At 61.5% G+C, this 18,709-nt stretch carries 16 protein-coding genes; all 16 read left to right on the top strand.

The features are described 5' to 3' along the window. Nucleotides 1-58 precede the first annotated feature (58 nt). The gene (argB, locus tag HY737_02655) at nucleotides 59-940 is read left to right on the top strand and encodes an acetylglutamate kinase (GenBank protein ID MBI4597286.1); all 882 of its coding nucleotides are present in this window, start codon (nucleotides 59-61) and stop codon (nucleotides 938-940) included. 2 nt (nucleotides 941-942) lie between these two features. Further along, nucleotides 943-2,133: an aspartate aminotransferase family protein gene (locus HY737_02650; GenBank protein ID MBI4597285.1), complete on the top strand. Its 1,191-nt coding sequence runs from the start codon at nucleotides 943-945 to the stop codon at nucleotides 2,131-2,133. Beyond that, nucleotides 2,130-3,050, top strand: coding sequence for an ornithine carbamoyltransferase (gene argF, locus HY737_02645; GenBank protein MBI4597284.1), 921 nt, complete (start codon nucleotides 2,130-2,132; stop codon nucleotides 3,048-3,050). Before HY737_02650 ends, argF begins: the two co-directional genes overlap by 4 nt. A gap of 1 nt (nucleotide 3,051) precedes the next feature. After that, entirely contained in the window at nucleotides 3,052-4,236 is a 1,185-nt protein-coding gene (locus HY737_02640) for an argininosuccinate synthase (protein ID MBI4597283.1), read from the top strand. Further along, on the top strand, nucleotides 4,233-5,642 hold the full coding sequence (gene argH, locus HY737_02635) for an argininosuccinate lyase (GenBank protein ID MBI4597282.1): 1,410 nt from the start codon (nucleotides 4,233-4,235) through the stop codon (nucleotides 5,640-5,642). The genes HY737_02640 and argH overlap by 4 nt, the downstream gene beginning before the upstream one ends. Before the next feature lie 57 nt (nucleotides 5,643-5,699). Further along, on the top strand, nucleotides 5,700-6,977 hold the full coding sequence (lysA, locus tag HY737_02630; GenBank protein ID MBI4597281.1) for a diaminopimelate decarboxylase: 1,278 nt from the start codon (nucleotides 5,700-5,702) through the stop codon (nucleotides 6,975-6,977). After that, complete coding sequence (locus tag HY737_02625) at nucleotides 6,974-7,864, top strand: diaminopimelate epimerase (GenBank protein ID MBI4597280.1); 891 nt, start codon at nucleotides 6,974-6,976, stop codon at nucleotides 7,862-7,864. The genes lysA and HY737_02625 overlap by 4 nt, the downstream gene beginning before the upstream one ends. Next, nucleotides 7,861-8,796: a 4-hydroxy-tetrahydrodipicolinate synthase gene (locus HY737_02620; GenBank protein ID MBI4597279.1), complete on the top strand. Its 936-nt coding sequence runs from the start codon at nucleotides 7,861-7,863 to the stop codon at nucleotides 8,794-8,796. Before HY737_02625 ends, HY737_02620 begins: the two co-directional genes overlap by 4 nt. Continuing rightward, nucleotides 8,778-9,551 carry a 4-hydroxy-tetrahydrodipicolinate reductase gene (locus HY737_02615; protein MBI4597278.1) on the top strand — a complete coding sequence of 258 codons (774 nt, stop codon included), beginning with the start codon at nucleotides 8,778-8,780 and terminating at the stop codon, nucleotides 9,549-9,551. The genes HY737_02620 and HY737_02615 overlap by 19 nt, the downstream gene beginning before the upstream one ends. A gap of 94 nt (nucleotides 9,552-9,645) precedes the next feature. Next, a complete protein-coding gene (locus HY737_02610) occupies nucleotides 9,646-10,824 on the top strand; it encodes an LL-diaminopimelate aminotransferase (GenBank protein ID MBI4597277.1) in 1,179 nt (392 codons plus the stop codon). 16 nt (nucleotides 10,825-10,840) lie between these two features. Beyond that, complete coding sequence (gene folK, locus HY737_02605) at nucleotides 10,841-11,326, top strand: 2-amino-4-hydroxy-6-hydroxymethyldihydropteridine diphosphokinase (GenBank protein MBI4597276.1); 486 nt, start codon at nucleotides 10,841-10,843, stop codon at nucleotides 11,324-11,326. A gap of 13 nt (nucleotides 11,327-11,339) precedes the next feature. Then, nucleotides 11,340-12,188: a pantoate--beta-alanine ligase gene (locus tag HY737_02600; protein ID MBI4597275.1), complete on the top strand. Its 849-nt coding sequence runs from the start codon at nucleotides 11,340-11,342 to the stop codon at nucleotides 12,186-12,188. 10 nt (nucleotides 12,189-12,198) lie between these two features. Continuing rightward, the gene (locus HY737_02595; protein ID MBI4597274.1) at nucleotides 12,199-12,609 is read left to right on the top strand and encodes an aspartate 1-decarboxylase; all 411 of its coding nucleotides are present in this window, start codon (nucleotides 12,199-12,201) and stop codon (nucleotides 12,607-12,609) included. 2 nt (nucleotides 12,610-12,611) lie between these two features. After that, a complete protein-coding gene (locus HY737_02590) occupies nucleotides 12,612-13,418 on the top strand; it encodes a DUF108 domain-containing protein (protein ID MBI4597273.1) in 807 nt (268 codons plus the stop codon). Between the two features lie 331 nt (nucleotides 13,419-13,749). Next, a complete protein-coding gene (uvrA, locus tag HY737_02585; GenBank protein ID MBI4597272.1) occupies nucleotides 13,750-16,596 on the top strand; it encodes an excinuclease ABC subunit UvrA in 2,847 nt (948 codons plus the stop codon). After that, the gene (locus HY737_02580) at nucleotides 16,589-18,709 is read left to right on the top strand and encodes a tetratricopeptide repeat protein (protein MBI4597271.1); all 2,121 of its coding nucleotides are present in this window, start codon (nucleotides 16,589-16,591) and stop codon (nucleotides 18,707-18,709) included. The genes uvrA and HY737_02580 overlap by 8 nt, the downstream gene beginning before the upstream one ends.

Raw genomic sequence — 18,709 nt, 5'->3', positions numbered from 1 at the left:
CGACACATGACGCACGACCCACGACCTCAAACGGCTAACGGTTCTTTGGTCATGTGTCATGAGTCGTGGGTCATGGGTCGGTCCTGAGATGGAGGAATCTATTAGGAAGGCCGACATCCTGATTGAGGCGCTGCCGTACATTCAGCAGTTTCACCAGAAGGTGGTCGTGGTCAAATATGGCGGCAGCGCCATTGATCATCCAACAGCCATGAAAGGCATCCTGCAGGATCTCGTCTTCCTGCGGGCGGTCGGCATCCACCCAGTGCTCGTGCATGGCGGCGGGCCGATGATCACGAAAAAGCTCTCGGAGGGCGGCAAGAAAAGCGCGTTCATCGATGGCATGCGCGTGACGGATGCCGAGGCCATTCGCGTGGTCAATGAGGAGCTCGAAAAGGTCAATGGGCGGCTCGTGACACAGATCAAGGCGCTCAACGGAGACGCCGAGGGGTTGGTGCCGCGGCATTGGGTGATTATCGCGCAGCCGCATGCCAGGTGCGCTGAGCTGGGATTCGTCGGGTCGGTGCGCATGGTGCAGGCCGGCCGGATCCGCCAGGCGCTGCGGCACAACGCGATTCCGGTGATTTCGCCGGTGGGGATCGGGGATGGGGAGCAGCTGTACAACATCAACGCCGATGACGTGGCCAGCGAAGTGGCGGCGTATCTGAAGGCGGAGAAGCTCGTCCTGCTCACGAACGTCCGAGGCATTTTGCGGCACGCCAGCGATGAAGGCTCGCTCATTTCAACCCTCTCCGTGAAGGAGGCCAAGACGCTGATCGAGCGCCAGGTCATCCAAGAAGGCATGATTCCGAAGGTCAAAGCGTGCGTGAATGCGTTGCGCATCGGTGTGAAGAAGACGCACATCATCGACGCCAGCATCCCGCACGCCATGCTCTTGGAAATCTTTACGAAGCAAGGCATCGGCACGGAGATTGTTCACTGACGATGGCAGAGACAACGAATCAAGTGATCAAGCAGTACGACAAATACGTGATGAACACGTACGTGCGCCAGCCCCTCGTGCTGACCAAAGGCAAAGGCAGCCGGGTCTGGGACGTCGAGGGCCAGGAGTACCTGGACCTCTTCCCGGGCTGGGGGGTGAGCGGCTTGGGGCATAACCATCCATGGGTCATGCGCGCGCTGCGAGGACAATCCACACGGCTGATGCACGTGCCGAATAACTTTTATCATCCGCTGCAGGCCAAAGCCGCGAAAGCGCTGGTGGAGCGGTCATTTGAGGGCAAGGTCTTTTTCAGTAACAGCGGCGCAGAAGCCGTGGAAACCGCCATTAAACTCTCGAGGAAGTTTGGCGCCACCGATGGCCGATTTGAAATCATCGTGATGGAGCGCTCATTTCATGGCCGGACCACCGGAGCTATGAGTGCGACCGCGCAGCCAAAATACCAGCAAGGGTTTGAACCGCTCTTGCCGGGATTTGTGCGCGCGCCGCTGAATGATCTTGAGGCGGTGCGCCGAGCCATCACGCCGAAGACGTGCGCCGTGCTGGTGGAGCCAATTCAAGGCGAAGGCGGCGTTCGCGTGGCGAGCCACGAGTTCCTTGCCGGGCTTCGCCACATCTGTGATGAGCGCCATCTGCTGCTGATCTTCGATGAGGTCCAAAGCGGCATGGGGCGCACCGGCACATGGTTTGCGTATCAGCACAGCGGGGTCACGCCTGATATCATGCTGTTAGCCAAAACGCTCGGCGGGGGATTCCCGATCGGCGCGGTGATTGCCAAGCCGGCGTTTGCGGATTTGCTGACGCCAGGGACCCATGCCACCACCTACGGCGGCAATCCGCTTGGTTGTGCCTGCATCCTGGCGACGATTGAAGTCATCGACCAAGAGCGACTGCTTGAACGCGTCCGCGCGCTGAGTCAGCATGTGATGGCGCGGCTGCAGCGGCTCAAGGAGCAGGCGCCCTTCATCACAGAGATCCGCGGCCGCGGACTGATGATCGGCGTGGAGCTGAGCATCGACGGGCGGCCCATCGTGGAGGCGTGCCGGGCCAAGCGGCTGCTGATCAACTGCACCCAAGAGCGGGTGCTGCGGTTGCTGCCGGCGATGACGATCACCAAAGCGCAACTGGACCACGGACTGAACATGCTCGAAGAAGTGCTCATTCAACAACAATGATGCGAGATTTTTTGACCATCACGGATGTGAGTGAAAAAGAGCTCTCCCGGCTGCTGATGTTGGCGGTTCGATGCAAGGCCAATCGACGCTTCGGCGGCAGCGCCCTGAAAGGCAAGACGGTGGCCCTGGTGTTTCAGAAGCCGTCGATGCGCACGCGGGTGGCCTTTGAAGTGGCCGTCCACCAGCTGGGCGGAGCGGCGATCTATCTGGACCAACAGGATATTCAGCTGGGGGTGCGCGAACCCATCAACGATGTGGCCCGTGCGCTGTCGCGCTACGTGGACGCGATCGTTGTGCGCACCTTTGCCCATGCGGATGCCGAAGCGTTTGCGACATCCGCCGATTGCCCGGTCATCAACGGGCTCTCAGATGCGGTGCATCCGTGCCAAGCGCTGGCGGATCTGCTCACGATCCAGGAGGCCTTCGGTCGGCTCAAGGGATTGCGCGTGGCCTACATCGGCGACGGCAACAACGTGCTGCACTCGCTGCTGCACGGCTGCGCGATGATGGGCGCTCATGTGACGGTGGCGACGCCGCCAGCCTACAAGCCGCATGACGCGATGTGGAAGGATGCCGTTGCGCGCGCGAAACATCATGGCGCTGTGATCCGCTGGACCTCCGATCCCACGGAAGCGGCAACAGGCGCTGAGGTCCTCTACACCGACGTCTGGGTGAGCATGGGGCAGGAGAAAGAGCGCGAGGCGCGCTTGAAGGTGTTCCGGCCCTATCAGATCAACGCGCGCCTGTTGAAGGCGGCTCAGCCAGGTTGCATCGTGCTGCATTGTTTGCCGGCGCATCGCGGGGAAGAGATTACTGACGATATCATGGAGCATCGGCAGTCGCGCGTCTTCGATCAGGCGGAGAATCGGCTGCATGTTCAGAAAGCGCTCCTCATGTGGCTATGTGGAAAGGGTTGAGTTGATGAGCAAAACGGTCGTGCTGGCCTATTCAGGCGGTCTTGACACATCGGTCTGCGTGAAGTGGTTAACCGAACGAGGGTATCGCGTCGTCGCGTTTATGGCCAATGTGGGCCAGGGCGATCCGTCAGCCGCGGCGGTTACGCGCGCAAAAATCGCGGGCGCTGCCAGCGTCGTGGTGAAAGATGTGCGCCAAGAGTTTGTCAGCGACTATATCTGGCCGGCGCTCAAAGCCAATGCGGTCTATGAAGGCAAATATGTGCTGGCGACCGCGCTGTCTCGCCCGCTCATTGCCAAACATCTTGTTGATGTGGCCCATGCGGTGAAAGCGACAGCCGTGGCTCATGGCTGCACTGGAAAAGGCAATGATCAAGTGCGATTCGAGGTCACGGCCAGGATTCTTGATCCGCGATTGCAGATCATTGCTCCGGTGCGGGAGTGGGAATTCCGTTCGCGCGATCAGGAAATCGACTACGCCAAACGGCACCGCATTCCCATCGATGTGACCAAGCGCAGCCCGTATAGCATCGATCAAAATCTCTGGGGGACGAGCATCGAGGCCGGGGTGCTGGAACATCCTTGGATTGAGCCGCCCTCGGATACGTATCGGTCGATTCGAGCACCCGAGCGAGCGACCTCGAAACCGGGCTATGTCACGATCGATTTCACTCGTGGCACGCCCACAGGGCTCAATGGCACCCGCCTGTCTGGCGTGCGGCTCATTAAGCGTCTCAGCGCCATCGGGGCTCAGCATGGCATCGGCCGGGCTGATATGATGGAGAGCCGGGTGGTCGGGATCAAATCGCGCGAGGTGTATGAGTCGCCGGCCGGCGCGATCTTGCTTGAGGCGCATCAGGAGTTGGAGCGGCTGGTGCTGGATCGACTGCTGCTGCAGTTTAAGCAGGGGATGTCAGCCAAGTACGCTGAGCTGGTCTACAGCGGGTTGTGGTTCACGCCGCTGAAGCGCAGCCTGGATGTCTTCGTGGATGAGACGCAACGGCGTGTGACCGGGCGCGTTCGGGTCAAGCTCTATAAAGGAAGCTGTCAAGCGGTGGGCCGACAATCGCCGCACAGCCTCTATCGCGAGCGCCTGGCGACGTATTCGGCGAAAGATCAGTTCGACCAGCGCCATGCCGAAGGCTTCATTAAACTGTTCGGATTAGCGTATGAAGGAAGCCCAACATGAGCACTCAGCGCAAATTGTGGGGCGGGAGGTTCACGAAGAAGACGGATCCGATGGTGGAGCGGTTCACCTCAAGCATCAGCGTGGATTACCGGCTGGCGAAATATGACGTGATCGGCTCGATGGCTCACGCCAAGATGCTGGGGAAGTGCCGGATTATTCCATCGTCTGACAGCCAGAAACTCGTCAAAGGACTGACACGAATCCTCCGCTCAATTGAGGCTGGACGCTGGCCCGCCCCGGCACGTGGCGGGCCGGGGACGCTGGACGCTGGAGCCGAAGATATCCATACGCAAATTCAGCAGCAACTGGCGCGAGGGATCGGGCCGGTGGCCAAGAAGTTGCACACCGCGCGCAGCCGCAACGATCAGGTGAGTCTTGACCTGCGCCTGTACGCTCGATCGGCCGTGGCCAACCTCATGGGGCGGATTCAGGAGGTGCAGCGGGCCCTTGTGTCGATGGCCCACAAGCATGTCGAGGTGGTAATTCCAGGCTACACGCACCTTCAACAAGCCCAGCCGGTGCTGCTGGCGCATCACCTGCTCGCGTACGTCGAGATGCTTGAGCGAGATCGAGCGCGGCTGGCTGATGCTCGAGCGCGCATCGATGTGCTGCCGCTCGGCTCAGGGGCGCTTGCCGGCACGTCATGGCCAATCGACCGCCGCTACGTGGCCAAGCTCCTGGGATTCTCTCAGGTGTCAGACAACAGCATGGATGCGGTGTCGGATCGAGATTTCGCGCTGGAGGTCGTCTCGGCGCTCGCGGTGCTTGCTATGCATCTGTCGCGCTTCTCCGAGGACCTCATTCTCTGGTCCACGGCAGAATTCGGCATTGCGGCGCTGGATGATGCGTTTGCCACCGGATCGAGTCTGATGCCGCAGAAGAAAAATCCGGATGTGCTGGAGCTCATCCGTGGGCAGGCGGGGCTGATCATCGGCAATCTCACCGGGTTTCTGACGATGATGAAGGGCTTGCCGTTGACGTACAACCGCGATTTGCAATGGGACAAGCGATTCGTGTTTGAGTCGGTGGAAGCCTCCGACGACGCCTTGACCGTGCTCGCGCGATTGGTTTACCATGTGCGTATCCGCCGATCATCCGCGGCTCGGCTCCTTGCGTCCGATACGCTCTGCGCGACGGATCTTGCAGAGTATCTCGTCAAGAAGGGTGAGCCATTTGCCACGGCTCATGAGATCGTGGGCCGCATCGTTGCTGCCGCCGAATCCCAAGGGAACGCCTTGCGCGATTTCCGCTGGGCTCAGTTGCAGCGATTCTCGCCACGGTTTGGGCGGGATGCGCTGGCGGTTATGGATCCGGCGCAGTCGGTGAATCGCAAACGAAGTTTAGGCAGCACGAATCCGCAGATGGTGCGACAGGCGATCGCCCGCTGGCGAAAAACCCTAACCTAAGAGCGATATCAGATATGAAATGGCGGTGTCATATCTGATATCGTTTGGAAGACTTTCATGTACTATCCACACGACTTTCATCAAGTGAAAGGCCAGCTCTATTGCGAGCGCGTGCCGGTGGCTCAGATTGCCGAGCAGGTCGGCACGCCGGTCTACATCTATAGCCGCAAAACTCTGGTGGAGCATCTGGAGAAGCTGCGGTCGGCCTTTCGCGAAATCCAGCCGCTGATCTGTTTCTCCGTGAAAGCCAACGGCAACCTGGCGATTCTCAGGCTGCTGGTCAGCCATGGGGCCGGGCTGGATATCGTCTCCGGAGGCGAGCTGTTTAAGGCGCTCAAAGCCGGCTGCCCGCCATCGAAGATCGTGTTTGCCAGCGTTGGAAAAACCGATGCGGAAATTCACGAAGCGCTAAAGGCCGGCATCTTTTGCTTCAATGTGGAGTCCGAGCCAGAGCTGCGCGCCATTGATCGCATCGCGCAATCGATGCGCACGGCCGCGCGGGTAGCGCTGCGGCTCAACCCTGACGTCGAAGCGCATACGCATCGCTACATCACGACCGGAGTGGCCGAGACCAAATTCGGCATCGACCGGGCAGCGGCTGAAACCTTGCTGCGCTCGCATGCGAAATTTCGCGGTGTCGAGATGATCGGGATCCACCTGCACATCGGCTCGCAGATCACCAAGCCCGAGCCGTTTGTGGAAGCGATCCGGCGAGCCGGCGAGGTGATCCGGCAGGGGCGGCGAGACGGGGCCCCTCTGGAGTGGCTCAATCTTGGCGGCGGGCTTGGCATCATCTATAAAGATGAACGGCCGCAAACGCCGCAGCAGTTTGCCAAGGCGGTGCTGCCGCTGATTGAACCCTTAGGAGTGCGGCTGATTCTTGAGCCAGGCCGGTTCATCGTGGGCAATGCCGGGATTCTCGTGGCTGAAGTGCTTTATGTCAAACGCTCGCGCCGAAAACAATTTGCCGTCGTGAATGCGGGCATGAACGATTTGATCCGCCCGGCCTTGTATGGAGCGTATCATGAGGTGATCCCTGTCGGATCAGGTGCGGGTGCCGCCAATGGGACAGGTCGGTTCGACATCGTTGGGCCGATCTGTGAAAGCGCTGATGTGTTCGCGAAAAATCGATCACTGGGACGCGTGGCCGCCGGGCAGCGACTAGCGATTCTGGGTGCTGGCGCCTATGGGTTTACCATGGCGTCCAACTACAACGGACGCACGAGGCCGGCCGAGGTGCTGGTGCGCGGCAACCGTTGGGCCGTCATCCGACGCCGCGAGACTCGGTCTGATCTTATTCGCCATGATGTGATTCCATCTGGGTTTCTCACATGAAGAAGATTCCCTTTACCAAAATGGCCGGCACCGGCAATGACTTTATTGTCGTGGATGCCAGGCGCCGTCAGTGTAACGGCGTCTCAAGACGATGGAGCGCTGTCAGCCAAGCCTTGTGCGACCGGCACCACGGCATCGGCGCGGATGGGATGCTGCTGTTGGAGCCATCGCGCTCAGCCGCCGCGAAAATGCGCATCTTCAACGCCGATGGTTCTGAGGCTGAGATGTGCGGCAATGGCGCGCGCTGTGTCGCGCTGTATTTGGCACACAGCACACCCCGGCCCGACCCGCAGAGCCGGGGCGGGCAGCACACAGCACACAGCAGCAAAGCCATCACCTTAGAGACATTGGCGGGGACGTTATCGGCGCGGGTGCAGGGCAACCGTGTGGCGACGCGAATGATGGAGCCAACCGAGTTGCAGCTGCAGCAGTCGCTGAAGGTCGGCGCACGGACGATTCGCTATGGGTTTGTGAATACTGGCGTGCCGCATATGGTGGTGGCCGTTCCCAACCTTGAGACGATTGACGTCGAGGGCTTGGGGCGCCGGTTGCGATTTCACAAGGTGTTTGCGCCGCAGGGCACCAACGTCAATTTCATCCAGCGGCTGGGTCCCCATCGACTGAAGATCCGAACGTACGAGCGGGGGGTGGAGGATGAAACCTTGGCCTGTGGCACTGGCATGGTGGCCTCAGCGATCGTCGCAGTATTGGGCCGAGCCAAGGCATCATCTCGTCCGCAGCGATTTCGCATGACCCTTCAACCCCGCAGCGGGGAGTTGGTGGCCGTCTCATGCATGGCGCAACCGCAGCGTGGAACCTGGCGCGTGGCTGATGTCGTCATGGAAGGGCCTGCACAACGCGTCTTCGACGGCGAGGTTTCGGTATGAGCACACTGCGCTTGCGGGGTTCCATGGTGGCGATCGTCACGCCGTTTCGCGACGATGCAATTGATGAGAAGGCGCTCAAGCATCTCATCGATTGGCATGTGAAATCCGGCACGACCGCGATTGTGCCCTGCGGAACCACCGGCGAATCGGCGACGCTGTCGTTTGAAGAGCACGACCGCGTCATTAAACTGTCGGTCAAAGCCGCCCGCGGCCGGATTCCGGTGATCGCTGGTACGGGCTCCAATAGCACGCGAGAAGCCATCCGCATCACCAAGCACGCGCAGGACTCCGGCGCGGATGCGGCGCTCTTGATCAGCCCCTACTACAATAAGCCGACCCAGCGGGGCTTGTACCTGCACTTTAAGGCGATTGCCGATGCGGTGGAGCTGCCGCTGATTCCCTATAACATCATGTCGCGCACGGCGGTCAACATCGAGCCGGAGACCTTTGCGCAATTGGCACAAATTCCGAATATCGTGGCGGTGAAAGAGTCCAGCGGGAACCTTGAGCAGATGAGCCGGATTCTGCAGCTGACCCAGGGCAAGATCGCGCTGATTTCCGGCGATGATGCGCTGACACTCCCCGTCCTGGCGATCGGCGGGGTAGGGGTCATCTCGGTGGTGGCGAATATCGTGCCGAAGGATGTGGCCGCGATGGTGGCGGCATTTGAGGCCGGCGAGCGGGCCGAAGCCATCCAGTGGCATCACCGGCTGCTGCCGCTGACCAAGGCGATGTTCTTGGAGACGAACCCCATTCCGGTCAAGACCGCGATGGGGATTTTGGGCATGATCCAGCCTGAGCTGCGATTGCCATTATGCGAGATGTCCGAGACGAACCATGAACGGTTGCAGATGACGCTCGAAAGCTATGGGTTGTTGAAATCCAGCAAGGCACACAGCACACAGAGGGCGACATGGCCGTTAAATTGGTGATTAGCGGTGCGTGTGGGCGGATGGGGCAAGCGATTGCCCGGTGCGCGCTGGGGGATGCTGTCTTCAGCCTCGGTGCCGTCCTTGAAGCCTCAGGCCATGAAGCGATCGGCAAAGCGTACAGCCAAGTCCTTGGCCGGCCAGTCACACCGATGGTGACCGTCAGCACCGATGCGAAGCAGGCGATGGGGCAGGGCGATGTGGTGATCGAATTCACCTCACCTGAGGCTACGATCGCGCATCTTGCGTTAGCGCAGGAGCTGCGCAAGCCGATGGTGATCGGCACAACCGGATTATCTGAAGCCCAGCTGGTGAGCATTCGCAATGCGTCCAAGGCCATTCCGATTATGTTCAGCCCAAACATGAGTGTTGGCGTCAACGTCCTGTTTGAGCTGGCCCACTTGGCCGCGCAGCGTCTGGGTTTGTCCTATGACGTTGAGGTGGTCGAAGCGCACCACAAGCAGAAAAAAGACGCGCCGAGCGGCACGGCCAAGCGGCTTGCCGAGGAGTTGGCGGCGGCGCGCCAGCAGCCGACGAGCGCCATCACGGTCCATGCGGTGCGCGCCGGCGACATTGTCGGTGATCACACGGTGATTTTGGCCGGACCATCCGAGCGGCTGGAGCTGACGCATCGCGCCCATAGCCGCGACGTCTTTGCCCAAGGCGCTCTACGCGCCGCCCAGTTCGTCGTCAAGCAGCAGCCCGGCCTCTACGATATGAGTCACGTCCTCAAGTCAAGAGTGACACAAGACACATGACCCATGACACACGACCCACACTGTCGTGCTTGGTTTTAGTCATGCGTCATGCGTCATGGGTCATGGGTCGCCTTATTGAGAAATGAGCTCACAAATGGCAACGACGAACCAATTCGAGAAGGCGGATCGGCTCAAGCAGTTGCCGCCGTATCTCTTCGTTGAGATCGACAAGGCGAAGCGGAAACTGCAAGCTGAGGGCATGGATGTCATTGACTTGGGAGTCGGTGACCCTGATTTGCCCACGCCAGCTCATATCATCGCCAAGCTCAAACACACCATCGATGATCCAGCCAATCACCGGTACAGCTTTACCGAAGGCATTCCTGAGCTGCGCAAAGCGATCGCGGAGTGGTATCAGCGACGGTTCAACGTGACCCTGGATCCCAGCACCGAGGTGCTGCCGTTGCTTGGCTCCAAAGAGGGCATCGCGAATCTTCCGCTGGCGGTGGCGAATCCTGGCGATGTGGTGCTGGTCCCGGATCCGTGTTATCCGCCGTATCGCAGCAGCACGATCTTCGCCGGGGCTGAGCCGGTCTCCATGCCGCTGCTGGAAGAGAACCAATTTTTCCCGGATCTCGGTGCGCTGAGCCAAAAAGCGGCTCGTCGAGCCAAGCTCATGTTCCTCAATTATCCGAACAATCCGACCGCGGCCACCGCCACGGCTGAGCAGTTTCAGGAAGCGATTGCGCTGGCGAAAGAGTATGGCGTTGCGATCGCGCATGACGCGGCGTATTCGGAAATTGCCTTCGACGGCTACACGCCGATGAGTTTTCTCGAGCTGCCGGATGCAAAATCTGTTGGGGTGGAGTTCCACAGCCTCTCCAAAACCTACAACATGACCGGCTGGCGCATTGGGTTTGCCTGCGGCAATGCCAAGCTGATCGCAGCGCTCACACAACTGAAGACGAATATTGACTCAGGGATTTTTCAGCCGATCCAGTGGGCCGGGATCGAAGCCCTCACCGGTGATCAGACCCCGTTGCAACAGGCAGTGGCGACGTATCAGCAACGGCGTGACCTGCTCGTGGAGGGATTAGCCAACGCTGGCTGGCAGGTGCCGAAACCCAAGGCGTCCTTCTATCTCTGGGCCCGCGTGCCGACCAAGGAACATTCCATCACCTTTGCGTCTCGGCTGCTTGAGCAATCGCACGTCGTCATCACACCCGGCGTGGGCTTCGGCCCCTCCGGCGAAGGGTACGTCCGCATGTCCCTCACCTCACCCATCGAACGCCTGCAGGATGCGATTTCCCGTCTGGCCAAGGCGCTCGCATAAACGAATTAGTCTGCAGATGAGCCGAGTATTCATCGGAATCGGATCTAATGAAGGCGACCGTCTATCGCTGATTTCAACATCGGTCCAGGCGTTGAATCGGGTTCCTGGGGTCCAGGTAACCCAGATGGCGCCGATCATCGAGACTGAACCAGCGGGAGGTCCTCCGCAAGGCCCCTTCCTCAACACCGTGGTTGAAATCGACACGACGCTTGCGCCGCGTGCGCTGCTGCAGACGCTCCAAGCGATCGAGCGGCAGCTGGGGCGGGTGCCCTCAACCGAACGATGGGGTCCTCGCCCCATCGACCTGGACATTCTTCTCTATGGAGATCGGGCCGTCAATGAGCCGGATCTGGAGATTCCACATCCCCGCCTGCATGAGCGGCTCTTTGTGCTGCAGCCGCTTGCTCAACTTTCCCCTGAGTGCATCCACCCGGTGCTGCGGAAGCCCATCGTCGCCCTCCTCCAAGCGATATCAGATATGAAACAGCCGTTTCATATCTGATATCGCCCTGAAGATGACCATCATTCGGTCAGTGCGACAGATGCAGCAGCGCGCGGTGCGCCTGCGGGCTCAAGGCAAGCGCATTGGGGTTGTGCCCACCATGGGCGCGCTGCATGAAGGGCATCTGTCCTTGATACGGCGCGCGGCTCGCGAGAACGATGTCGTGGTCGTGACGATGTTCGTGAATCCATTGCAGTTTGGGCCGAAGGAAGATTTCGCCAGCTACCCTCGGCCGTTTGCGCGCGATGTTCGTCTGGCAGCGTCCGCAGGCGCTCATGTGATTTTTTCGCCGGCGGCCCAGGACATGTATCCTGAGGGATCTCACACAACGATCGACCCTGGCCCATTAGCGCAGCGATGGGAAGGGAAGATCCGCCCAGGACATTTTCGCGGGGTTGCGACGGTGGTGTGGCTGCTCTTTGAGATCACGCAGCCGACCAACGCCTACTTCGGCCAAAAAGATTATCAGCAAGCCCGGATCATTCACCAGATGATTCGCGATGCGCATCTGCCGATTCGGTTTCACCTCTGTCCCACGATTCGCGAAGCGGATGGGCTGGCCATGAGCTCGCGCAATATCTACTTATCGCCGAGCCATCGGCGGCAAGCCGCCGTGCTCCGTCAAGCGCTCCAACAGGCGCAACGCGGCATTCGAGCCGGCGAACGTCGCGCCGAAGGCGTGCAGCGCGCGATGACGCAACGCATCCGATCAGCACCTGAGGCGCGGATTGATTATGTCGCACTCGTCAACGCCGCGACGCTCGAGCCATTGACGCGCGTTTCCGGGCGCGTCGCCCTGCTGCTGGCCGTCCGATTCGGCCGCACACGATTGATTGACAATCTTCTCGTCGACGTGCCATAATACCTCGTCGATGATGCGAACGATCTGCAAGTCCAAGCTCCACCGCGCCGTCGTGACGGATGCCAATGTGAATTACACCGGCAGCCTCACACTGGATGCGCAGCTGATGAAGGCGGCCAACATCCTGCCGTATGAGCAGGTCCATGTCGTCGACGTGGACAACGGAGCCCGCATCGTGACGTATTGCATCGAGGGCCAGGCGGGGTCCGGCACCGTCTGCATCAATGGCGCGGCGGCCCGGCTGATCACGGTCGGCGATCGCGTGATCATCATGTCGTACGCGCAGTTGACGGAGCAAGAGGTTGAGGCCTTTTCACCTACGGTGATTATGGTGGACGCGGGCAACCGCATCCGGGATGTTGTTCGCGAGCGCTGCCGATTTCTCGAGGAGACGGCGGGGAATCCCTCGCGGCGATCGTAGCCATGGTGCCTGTCGGCCTCATCGGCTGCGGGACCATCGGCTCGCAACTCGCAAGAGCTGTTGAGCGAACCTATCGATCAACCGCACGACTGATCGCCCTACATGATGTGGATGAGACGCGCGCACGCGCCCTGCAGCGCCGGCTTGCAAACCATCCCTCGATTGTTTCCCGCGCTGAACTCATCCGGCGAAGCCGCTTGGTGCTTGAGGCCGCCTCAGCCGACGTGGCCGCTTCGGTGGCACTCGCCGCTCTCCGCGCGAATCATGATGTGCTCATCATGAGCGTCGGCGGACTGCTCGGACGCCGGGCCTGGCAACGCGCAGCACGGCGCTCCAGAGGGCGGGTCTATCTGCCAAGCGGAGCCCTCGCCGCCGTGGATGGCCTCAAGGCCCTCGCCATCGGGCGCATCACGCGCCTGGCCTTGACGACGCGCAAACCCCCGAAGGCTCTGATGAGCGCGCCGTATATCCGCCGCAAGCGGCTTCGGCTGGACCGTCTGAAGCGACCCCTCGTCATTTTCGAAGGCTCCGCGGCTGCCGTCGTCAACGCGTTCCCCCAAAATACGAATATCGCCGCCACCTTGACGTTGGCCGCCGCCAAGCATGCCGCGACCCCGCGCATTCGGGTGGTCGCGGACCCCACAATTCGCGTCAACCGCCACGAACTTGAAGTGGACGCCGATTGCGGGTCGATTCGTTGCCAGATTGAAAGCGCGCCGAGCGCTAACCCGAAAACAAGCGAGCTCGCGGTGCGGTCCGCCGTCGCAACGCTCGGACGGATTTTCGACCGCGTGCACATCGGCACCTGAGGCGATTCGCTGTCACGACCCGGGGCGACAGCGGAGTGACAACCGACAACTGGTGGAAGGGGGTGACTTGTCGTGGCAGAGAAAGTAGCGAAAGTGGGCATTCGAAAGCAGGCCGGCTATCTGTACTTCGTAGACAAGCAGGGTGACATTTCTCGCGCGAAGATGGCGCGGGGCGGCCAACGCCGACGTCGTCGTCGGTAAGAAACTGCTCGTGAAGCCGATAGTGCATAGCACATAGCAGATAGCCAATAGCAGAGAGATGACGCTGTTGCTATGTGCTGTGTGCTATGTGCTATCTGCGATAATCGTTGTTGCGTGTTGAACGATTGCGATGCCCTCCAGCAGAGACCCCACGCTTCCCGGAGCCAATGGGTGCATTACGATTCAAGGCGCTCGGGAACATAATCTGAAGTCGATTGATGTGCAGTTGCCGCGCGGAGCCCTCATCGTGGTGACCGGGCTTTCAGGCTCCGGCAAGTCCACTCTGGCATTCGATACGCTGTATGCCGAGGGGCAGCGCCGCTATGTGGAGAGCCTCTCGGCGTATGCCCGGCAGTTCCTGGAGCGGCTAGAAAAGCCTGATGTTGACGCCATCGATGGGCTTTCGCCGGCGATCGCCATCGAGCAGCGCACCGCAGGGTCGAATCCCCGCTCCACCGTCGCCACGCAAACGGAAATCTATGATTATCTCCGCGTCCTGTTTGCGCGGCTGGGGCAGCCGCACTGCCCGAAATGCCAAATGCCCATCAGCCAGCAATCGGCGCAGGAAATTGTCGCCCACGTCTTGGCGTTGCCCGCAGAAACGCCGCTCACCATCCTGGCACCCGTCGTCCGCGGCCGAAAAGGCGAATACGCCGAGATCTTTCGCGATGCCAAACGCCAGGGGTTCGTGCGGGTCCGCGTCGATGGCGCCTTCCACGATGTGGATGAGCCGATGGCGCTGGAGAAAAAGCGCGCCCATACGATTGACATCGTGATCGATCGCTTGAACGCCCAGCCCGACAACAAAATCCGCCTGACCGAATCCATTGAAACGGCCTTGAAAGTCGGCAAGGGCCTCGTGGCCGTTGTTCATGGCAAACACGAACAGCTCTTGAGCGAACTCTACGCCTGCTCCCGCTGCGGGTTCAGTTTTGAGGAACTCTCCCCGCGGACCTTCTCCTTTAACTCGCCCTATGGGGCGTGTCCGACGTGCGATGGGTTGGGCACCCGGCTGGAGCTTGATGAAGAGCTCGTCGTTCCGGATCGCAGCGCATCCCTTCAGGACGGCGCCATTGCGCCATGGCGGCGAAGCGGGCACCACATGGTCATCTATTACAGCCGCCTGTTGCGCGAGGCCGCCCGCCATTTCGGTGTCGGTTTGGGCACGCCCTTTCATCGATTGGACCGCCGCATCCAAAAAGCGCTGCTCTACGGCTCCGAAGAGATCATCTGGGGCGAGCCATGGGAAGGCGTGATCCCGAATCTCAAGCGGCGGTTTCGCCACACCGACTCCGACTACGTGAAAGAAAACATCAGCCGGTACATGAGCGTGCTGCCTTGCCAAGCGTGCCAGGGCGCTCGTCTGAAACCGGAGAGCTGCGCGGTGCTGATCGCCGGCCGGTCCATTGCCGAGGTGACCACGGATGCGGTGACGGCCGCCCAACGGTGGGTGCAGGGGCTTCAGTGGACCGCCCAGCAACGGAGTGTTAGCGACCCGCTGATCAAGGAAATTTCTCGGCGCCTGCAATTTCTCATCGACGTTGGTCTTGGCTACTTAACACTCGATCGAGCCTCCGGAACGCTCTCCGGCGGGGAAGCGCAGCGCATCCGCTTGGCGACGCAAGTCGGCTCAGGCTTGGTGGGGGTCCTCTATATTCTGGATGAGCCGTCCATCGGCTTGCATCAGCGGGACAACGAAAAGCTCCTGAACACCTTGCAGCGGCTGCGCGATGCGGGCAATACCCTGGTGGTGGTGGAGCATGATGAGGCCACGATCCGCCGCGCGGACTATCTCGTCGATCTCGGGCCCGGAGCCGGCAAACATGGCGGAGCAGTGGTCGCCTGCGGCGGGATCGAGGATATCATGCGCGCCGAGCAGAGCCTCACGGGCCAATTCCTCTGCGGCAAACGATTCATCGCGGTGCCGCCGCGTCGGCGGCCGCAGCGCAAGGGCCAAGCGCTGGTGATCGAGGGGGCGGCCGAGCACAACCTCAAAGCGATCGACGTGAAGATCCCGCTGGGCTGCTTCGTGTGCGTCACCGGCGTGTCAGGCTCAGGCAAATCCACCCTGGTGGATGATATCCTCTACCGCGCGCTGGCTCGCCGGCTCTACGGCGCGAAAGACCACCCGGGCCGCCATCGGCGGATCACCGGGATGCCCCTGGTCGACAAAGTGATTGTGATCGATCAATCGCCGATCGGGCGGACCCCGCGCTCGAATCCAGCCACGTATACGGAGGCCTTCGGCCCGATCCGGGATCTGTTCGCCCAAACACCGACGGCGAAACTGCGCGGGTTCCGCCCGGGGCGGTTCAGTTTTAACGTCAAAGGCGGCCGGTGCGAGGCGTGCCAGGGCGATGGGATCAAGCGCATCGAGATGCATTTTCTCTCGGATGTGCATGTGCGATGCGAAACGTGCCGGGGCCGGCGGTTTAATGAGCAAACGCTGCAGGCGACGTACAAGGGCCGCTCCATTGCGGATGTCTTGGCGATGACGGTCGAAGAAGCGTTGGAACTCTTTGAGCCGATTCCCGCCGTCGCGCAGAAGCTGAAGACCACCCGGGCGGTGGGCTTAGGCTATCTGGAGCTGGGGCAATCGGCCACCACACTCTCCGGGGGGGAGGCGCAGCGCATCAAGCTGGCCAAGGAGCTCTCCCGCCGGGCGACCGGCCGAACGCTCTACCTGCTGGATGAGCCGACGACCGGGCTGCATTTCGCCGATGTGGAGAAACTGCTGGCGGTGCTGCATCAGCTGGTGGACTATGGCAATACCGTCATCGTCATCGAGCATAATCTCGAAGTGATCAAGACCGCGGATTACGTGATTGATTTGGGACCCGAGGGGGGCCAGGCGGGCGGCCGCTTGATCGCCAGCGGCACGCCGGAAGAGGTTGCGGCCACCCCCGGCTCCTCGACCGGGACGTGGTTGCAACCGTTGCTGCGCCCATCGCGCGCGCCACACCATGCGCATGCCTAGAACCGGTTCTCTCCGCTCGGCTCGTGCCGGGCTCATCCTGATCCTTCTGAGCGCTTGGGCCTCAGGGGCGCAGGCGGAGCTCGCGTCGAGCTATGCGGCCGTCCAGCAAGCGTTTCTGCGCGAAGATTTCGAAACGACCGCCGTCTTAGCCCAGCGGTTTTTGACCCAGAGCCCTGCCGCGCCGGAAACGCGGCGCGTCTGGCTGTGGTTAGCCCTGAGCCTCCATCGATTGCAGCGATCCAGCGATGCGCTCGGCGAGCTGGACCAGCTCAAGCTCCGGCTGGCCAAAGACGACGGCCTCTGGTGGTCGGAGGTCCTGTTTTGGGAGGGTGAGGTGTGCCGCCAATCGTTTCAAATGGTCCGGGCCGCGCGAGCCTACAGACATCTGCTCGAGGCCTATCCGGAATCGACTTGGGGACCCCAAGCTGAAATCGGCCTTGGGCTGGTCCTCTTGCATCAGCAGGACGTGCGAGGCGCGCTTCCGCACTTTCACCGTGTCGCTCTGCGCGAGGAGTCGGGTGCTGTGGCGGTCGACGCCAAGCTGTTTGAAGGCTTCTGCCATCTGCGATTGCAGGACTACCGGGAAGCCGCGGACATGCTGGAGCCGCTGTTGGAGCAAGCGCAAGGGCCGGAGCTCATCGCCCAAACCTCGCTCTACCTGGCCGAGGCCTATGGAGGGCTGAAGCGGTACGACGAAGCGGCCGCCGCGTACTTGCGGGTGCGCGAGGCGGCACCGGAAAGTTCGTGGGCCGGGGTCGCACTCTTCGGGTTGGGCTGGACGCGGTATCAACAGGCACGGTGCGAGGAGAGCGTGCCGCTCGTCACACAGTACCTCGCGCGGCCTGCCGGCGACCATCAGACCGAAGCGCTGTTTGCGCAGGGCAGCTGCTTGCTGCGGGCCGGCAAGGACACCGAGGCCATGGCTTCGCTGAGGCAGCTCATGGCCAAGGATCCCGGGCATCCGCTGGCGCTTGATGCCGGGGTGGTCATCGCGGATTTCCACCGTCGCTGGGGGCAGCTGGAGGCCGCCAAGAGCGTGCTGCATACGCTGCTGCGCCTCCACCTTGATGCGGCCTCCCGCGAGCGTCTCCAGGTGCCGCTGGCGGCCATTGCCTTGGATGCGGGCAATCCGGTGCAAGCGAAGACGATTTATGAATTAGCGGCCGCTTCGGCAAATCCCGCCATCCGTCAGGCCGCGCTCAATGGGCTTGGCGAAGCGCAGATCGTCATGGGCGATCTCGCCGCCGCTCGGCATGAGTTTGAGCGGGCGGCCGCGGTCGCACCGGAAACGCCGCTGGGCGCGTACGCCGCGTACCAGCTCGGCCGCATTCATCTGCAGGACGGGGCGTTTGATGACGCGGTCACGATGTTTGAGCGAGTCGCCGCCATGCCTCAGGCCTCCATCGCTGATGACGCGAAGCTGACTCTGGTGGTCGCCTACCTCAATCAGGGCGATGAGGAGCGCGCCGCGCGCGCGCTGGAGGGCCTTCGCCAAGCGCCTGCCAACGCGCTGCTCGCGGCCCGGGCCGCGTATTACGCCGCACTCCTCGCCCTCAATCGCGAGGAGCCGGCGGAGGTACTGCGCTTGTGCCAAGAAGCCATCGCAGGGGCCCCGCGCACGGATGAGGCGTTTGAGGCTCAGCTGTTGCTGATCGATGTGCAATCGAGCGAGCAGCCGGGCGATGCGATGGCGCGGCGCTTGCGCGAGTGGTACCAGTCGGGCACGTTCAGCGCGCGCCACCGCGCGAAACTCGCGGTCCGCCTTGGGGACCTTGCGCGGCAAGCGGATGCGCACGCGGATGCGATCTCATGGTATGATGAGGCGTTGCGGATCTGGCCGACGGATCGCGGAGAATCGATGTATCGCATCGCGTCGTGTTATGAGGAAGGCGGGGATCTTGAGACCGCCATGGCCTGGTACCAGCGGATTGACCAGCCTCCGTGGCGCGTGCGGGGCGGCCTGGCGCTGGCCAAGCTGCTGGAGCGCCAGGAGCGTTTTGACGCCGCCGAGGCGATTTACCAAGAGCTGGCCGCCGAGCCGATTCCTGAAGCCAACGTCGTTGAAGAGCGCCTCGCCGCGTTGCGCCGCGAGCGGCGGGAATCCGCTCAATAA

It is taken from the genome of Candidatus Omnitrophota bacterium (genome assembly GCA_016209275.1).
In the GTDB taxonomy this organism is placed as follows: domain Bacteria; phylum Omnitrophota; class Gorgyraeia; order Aquiviventales; family Aquiviventaceae; genus JACQWM01.
Note: the sequence above shows the minus strand (reverse complement) of the source record. Positions and strands in the feature narration are given on the sequence as shown.

Excerpts from the sequence above, each read along its gene's own strand:
- HY737_02610 (MBI4597277.1), top strand. The coding sequence starts at position 9,646 with ATGGCAACGACGAACCAATTCGAGAAGGCGGATCGGCTCAAGCAGTTG.
- HY737_02595 (MBI4597274.1), top strand. The coding sequence starts at position 12,199 with ATGATGCGAACGATCTGCAAGTCCAAGCTCCACCGCGCCGTCGTGACG.
- argF (MBI4597284.1), top strand. The coding sequence starts at position 2,130 with ATGATGCGAGATTTTTTGACCATCACGGATGTGAGTGAAAAAGAGCTC.
- uvrA (MBI4597272.1), top strand. The coding sequence starts at position 13,750 with ATGCCCTCCAGCAGAGACCCCACGCTTCCCGGAGCCAATGGGTGCATT.
- argB (MBI4597286.1), top strand. The coding sequence starts at position 59 with ATGAGTCGTGGGTCATGGGTCGGTCCTGAGATGGAGGAATCTATTAGG.
- HY737_02620 (MBI4597279.1), top strand. The coding sequence starts at position 7,861 with ATGAGCACACTGCGCTTGCGGGGTTCCATGGTGGCGATCGTCACGCCG.
- HY737_02590 (MBI4597273.1), top strand. The coding sequence starts at position 12,612 with ATGGTGCCTGTCGGCCTCATCGGCTGCGGGACCATCGGCTCGCAACTC.
- HY737_02625 (MBI4597280.1), top strand. The coding sequence starts at position 6,974 with ATGAAGAAGATTCCCTTTACCAAAATGGCCGGCACCGGCAATGACTTT.
- HY737_02650 (MBI4597285.1), top strand. The coding sequence starts at position 943 with ATGGCAGAGACAACGAATCAAGTGATCAAGCAGTACGACAAATACGTG.
- argH (MBI4597282.1), top strand. The coding sequence starts at position 4,233 with ATGAGCACTCAGCGCAAATTGTGGGGCGGGAGGTTCACGAAGAAGACG.
- HY737_02615 (MBI4597278.1), top strand. The coding sequence starts at position 8,778 with ATGGCCGTTAAATTGGTGATTAGCGGTGCGTGTGGGCGGATGGGGCAA.
- lysA (MBI4597281.1), top strand. The coding sequence starts at position 5,700 with ATGTACTATCCACACGACTTTCATCAAGTGAAAGGCCAGCTCTATTGC.
- folK (MBI4597276.1), top strand. The coding sequence starts at position 10,841 with ATGAGCCGAGTATTCATCGGAATCGGATCTAATGAAGGCGACCGTCTA.
- HY737_02580 (MBI4597271.1), top strand. The coding sequence starts at position 16,589 with ATGCCTAGAACCGGTTCTCTCCGCTCGGCTCGTGCCGGGCTCATCCTG.
- HY737_02600 (MBI4597275.1), top strand. The coding sequence starts at position 11,340 with ATGACCATCATTCGGTCAGTGCGACAGATGCAGCAGCGCGCGGTGCGC.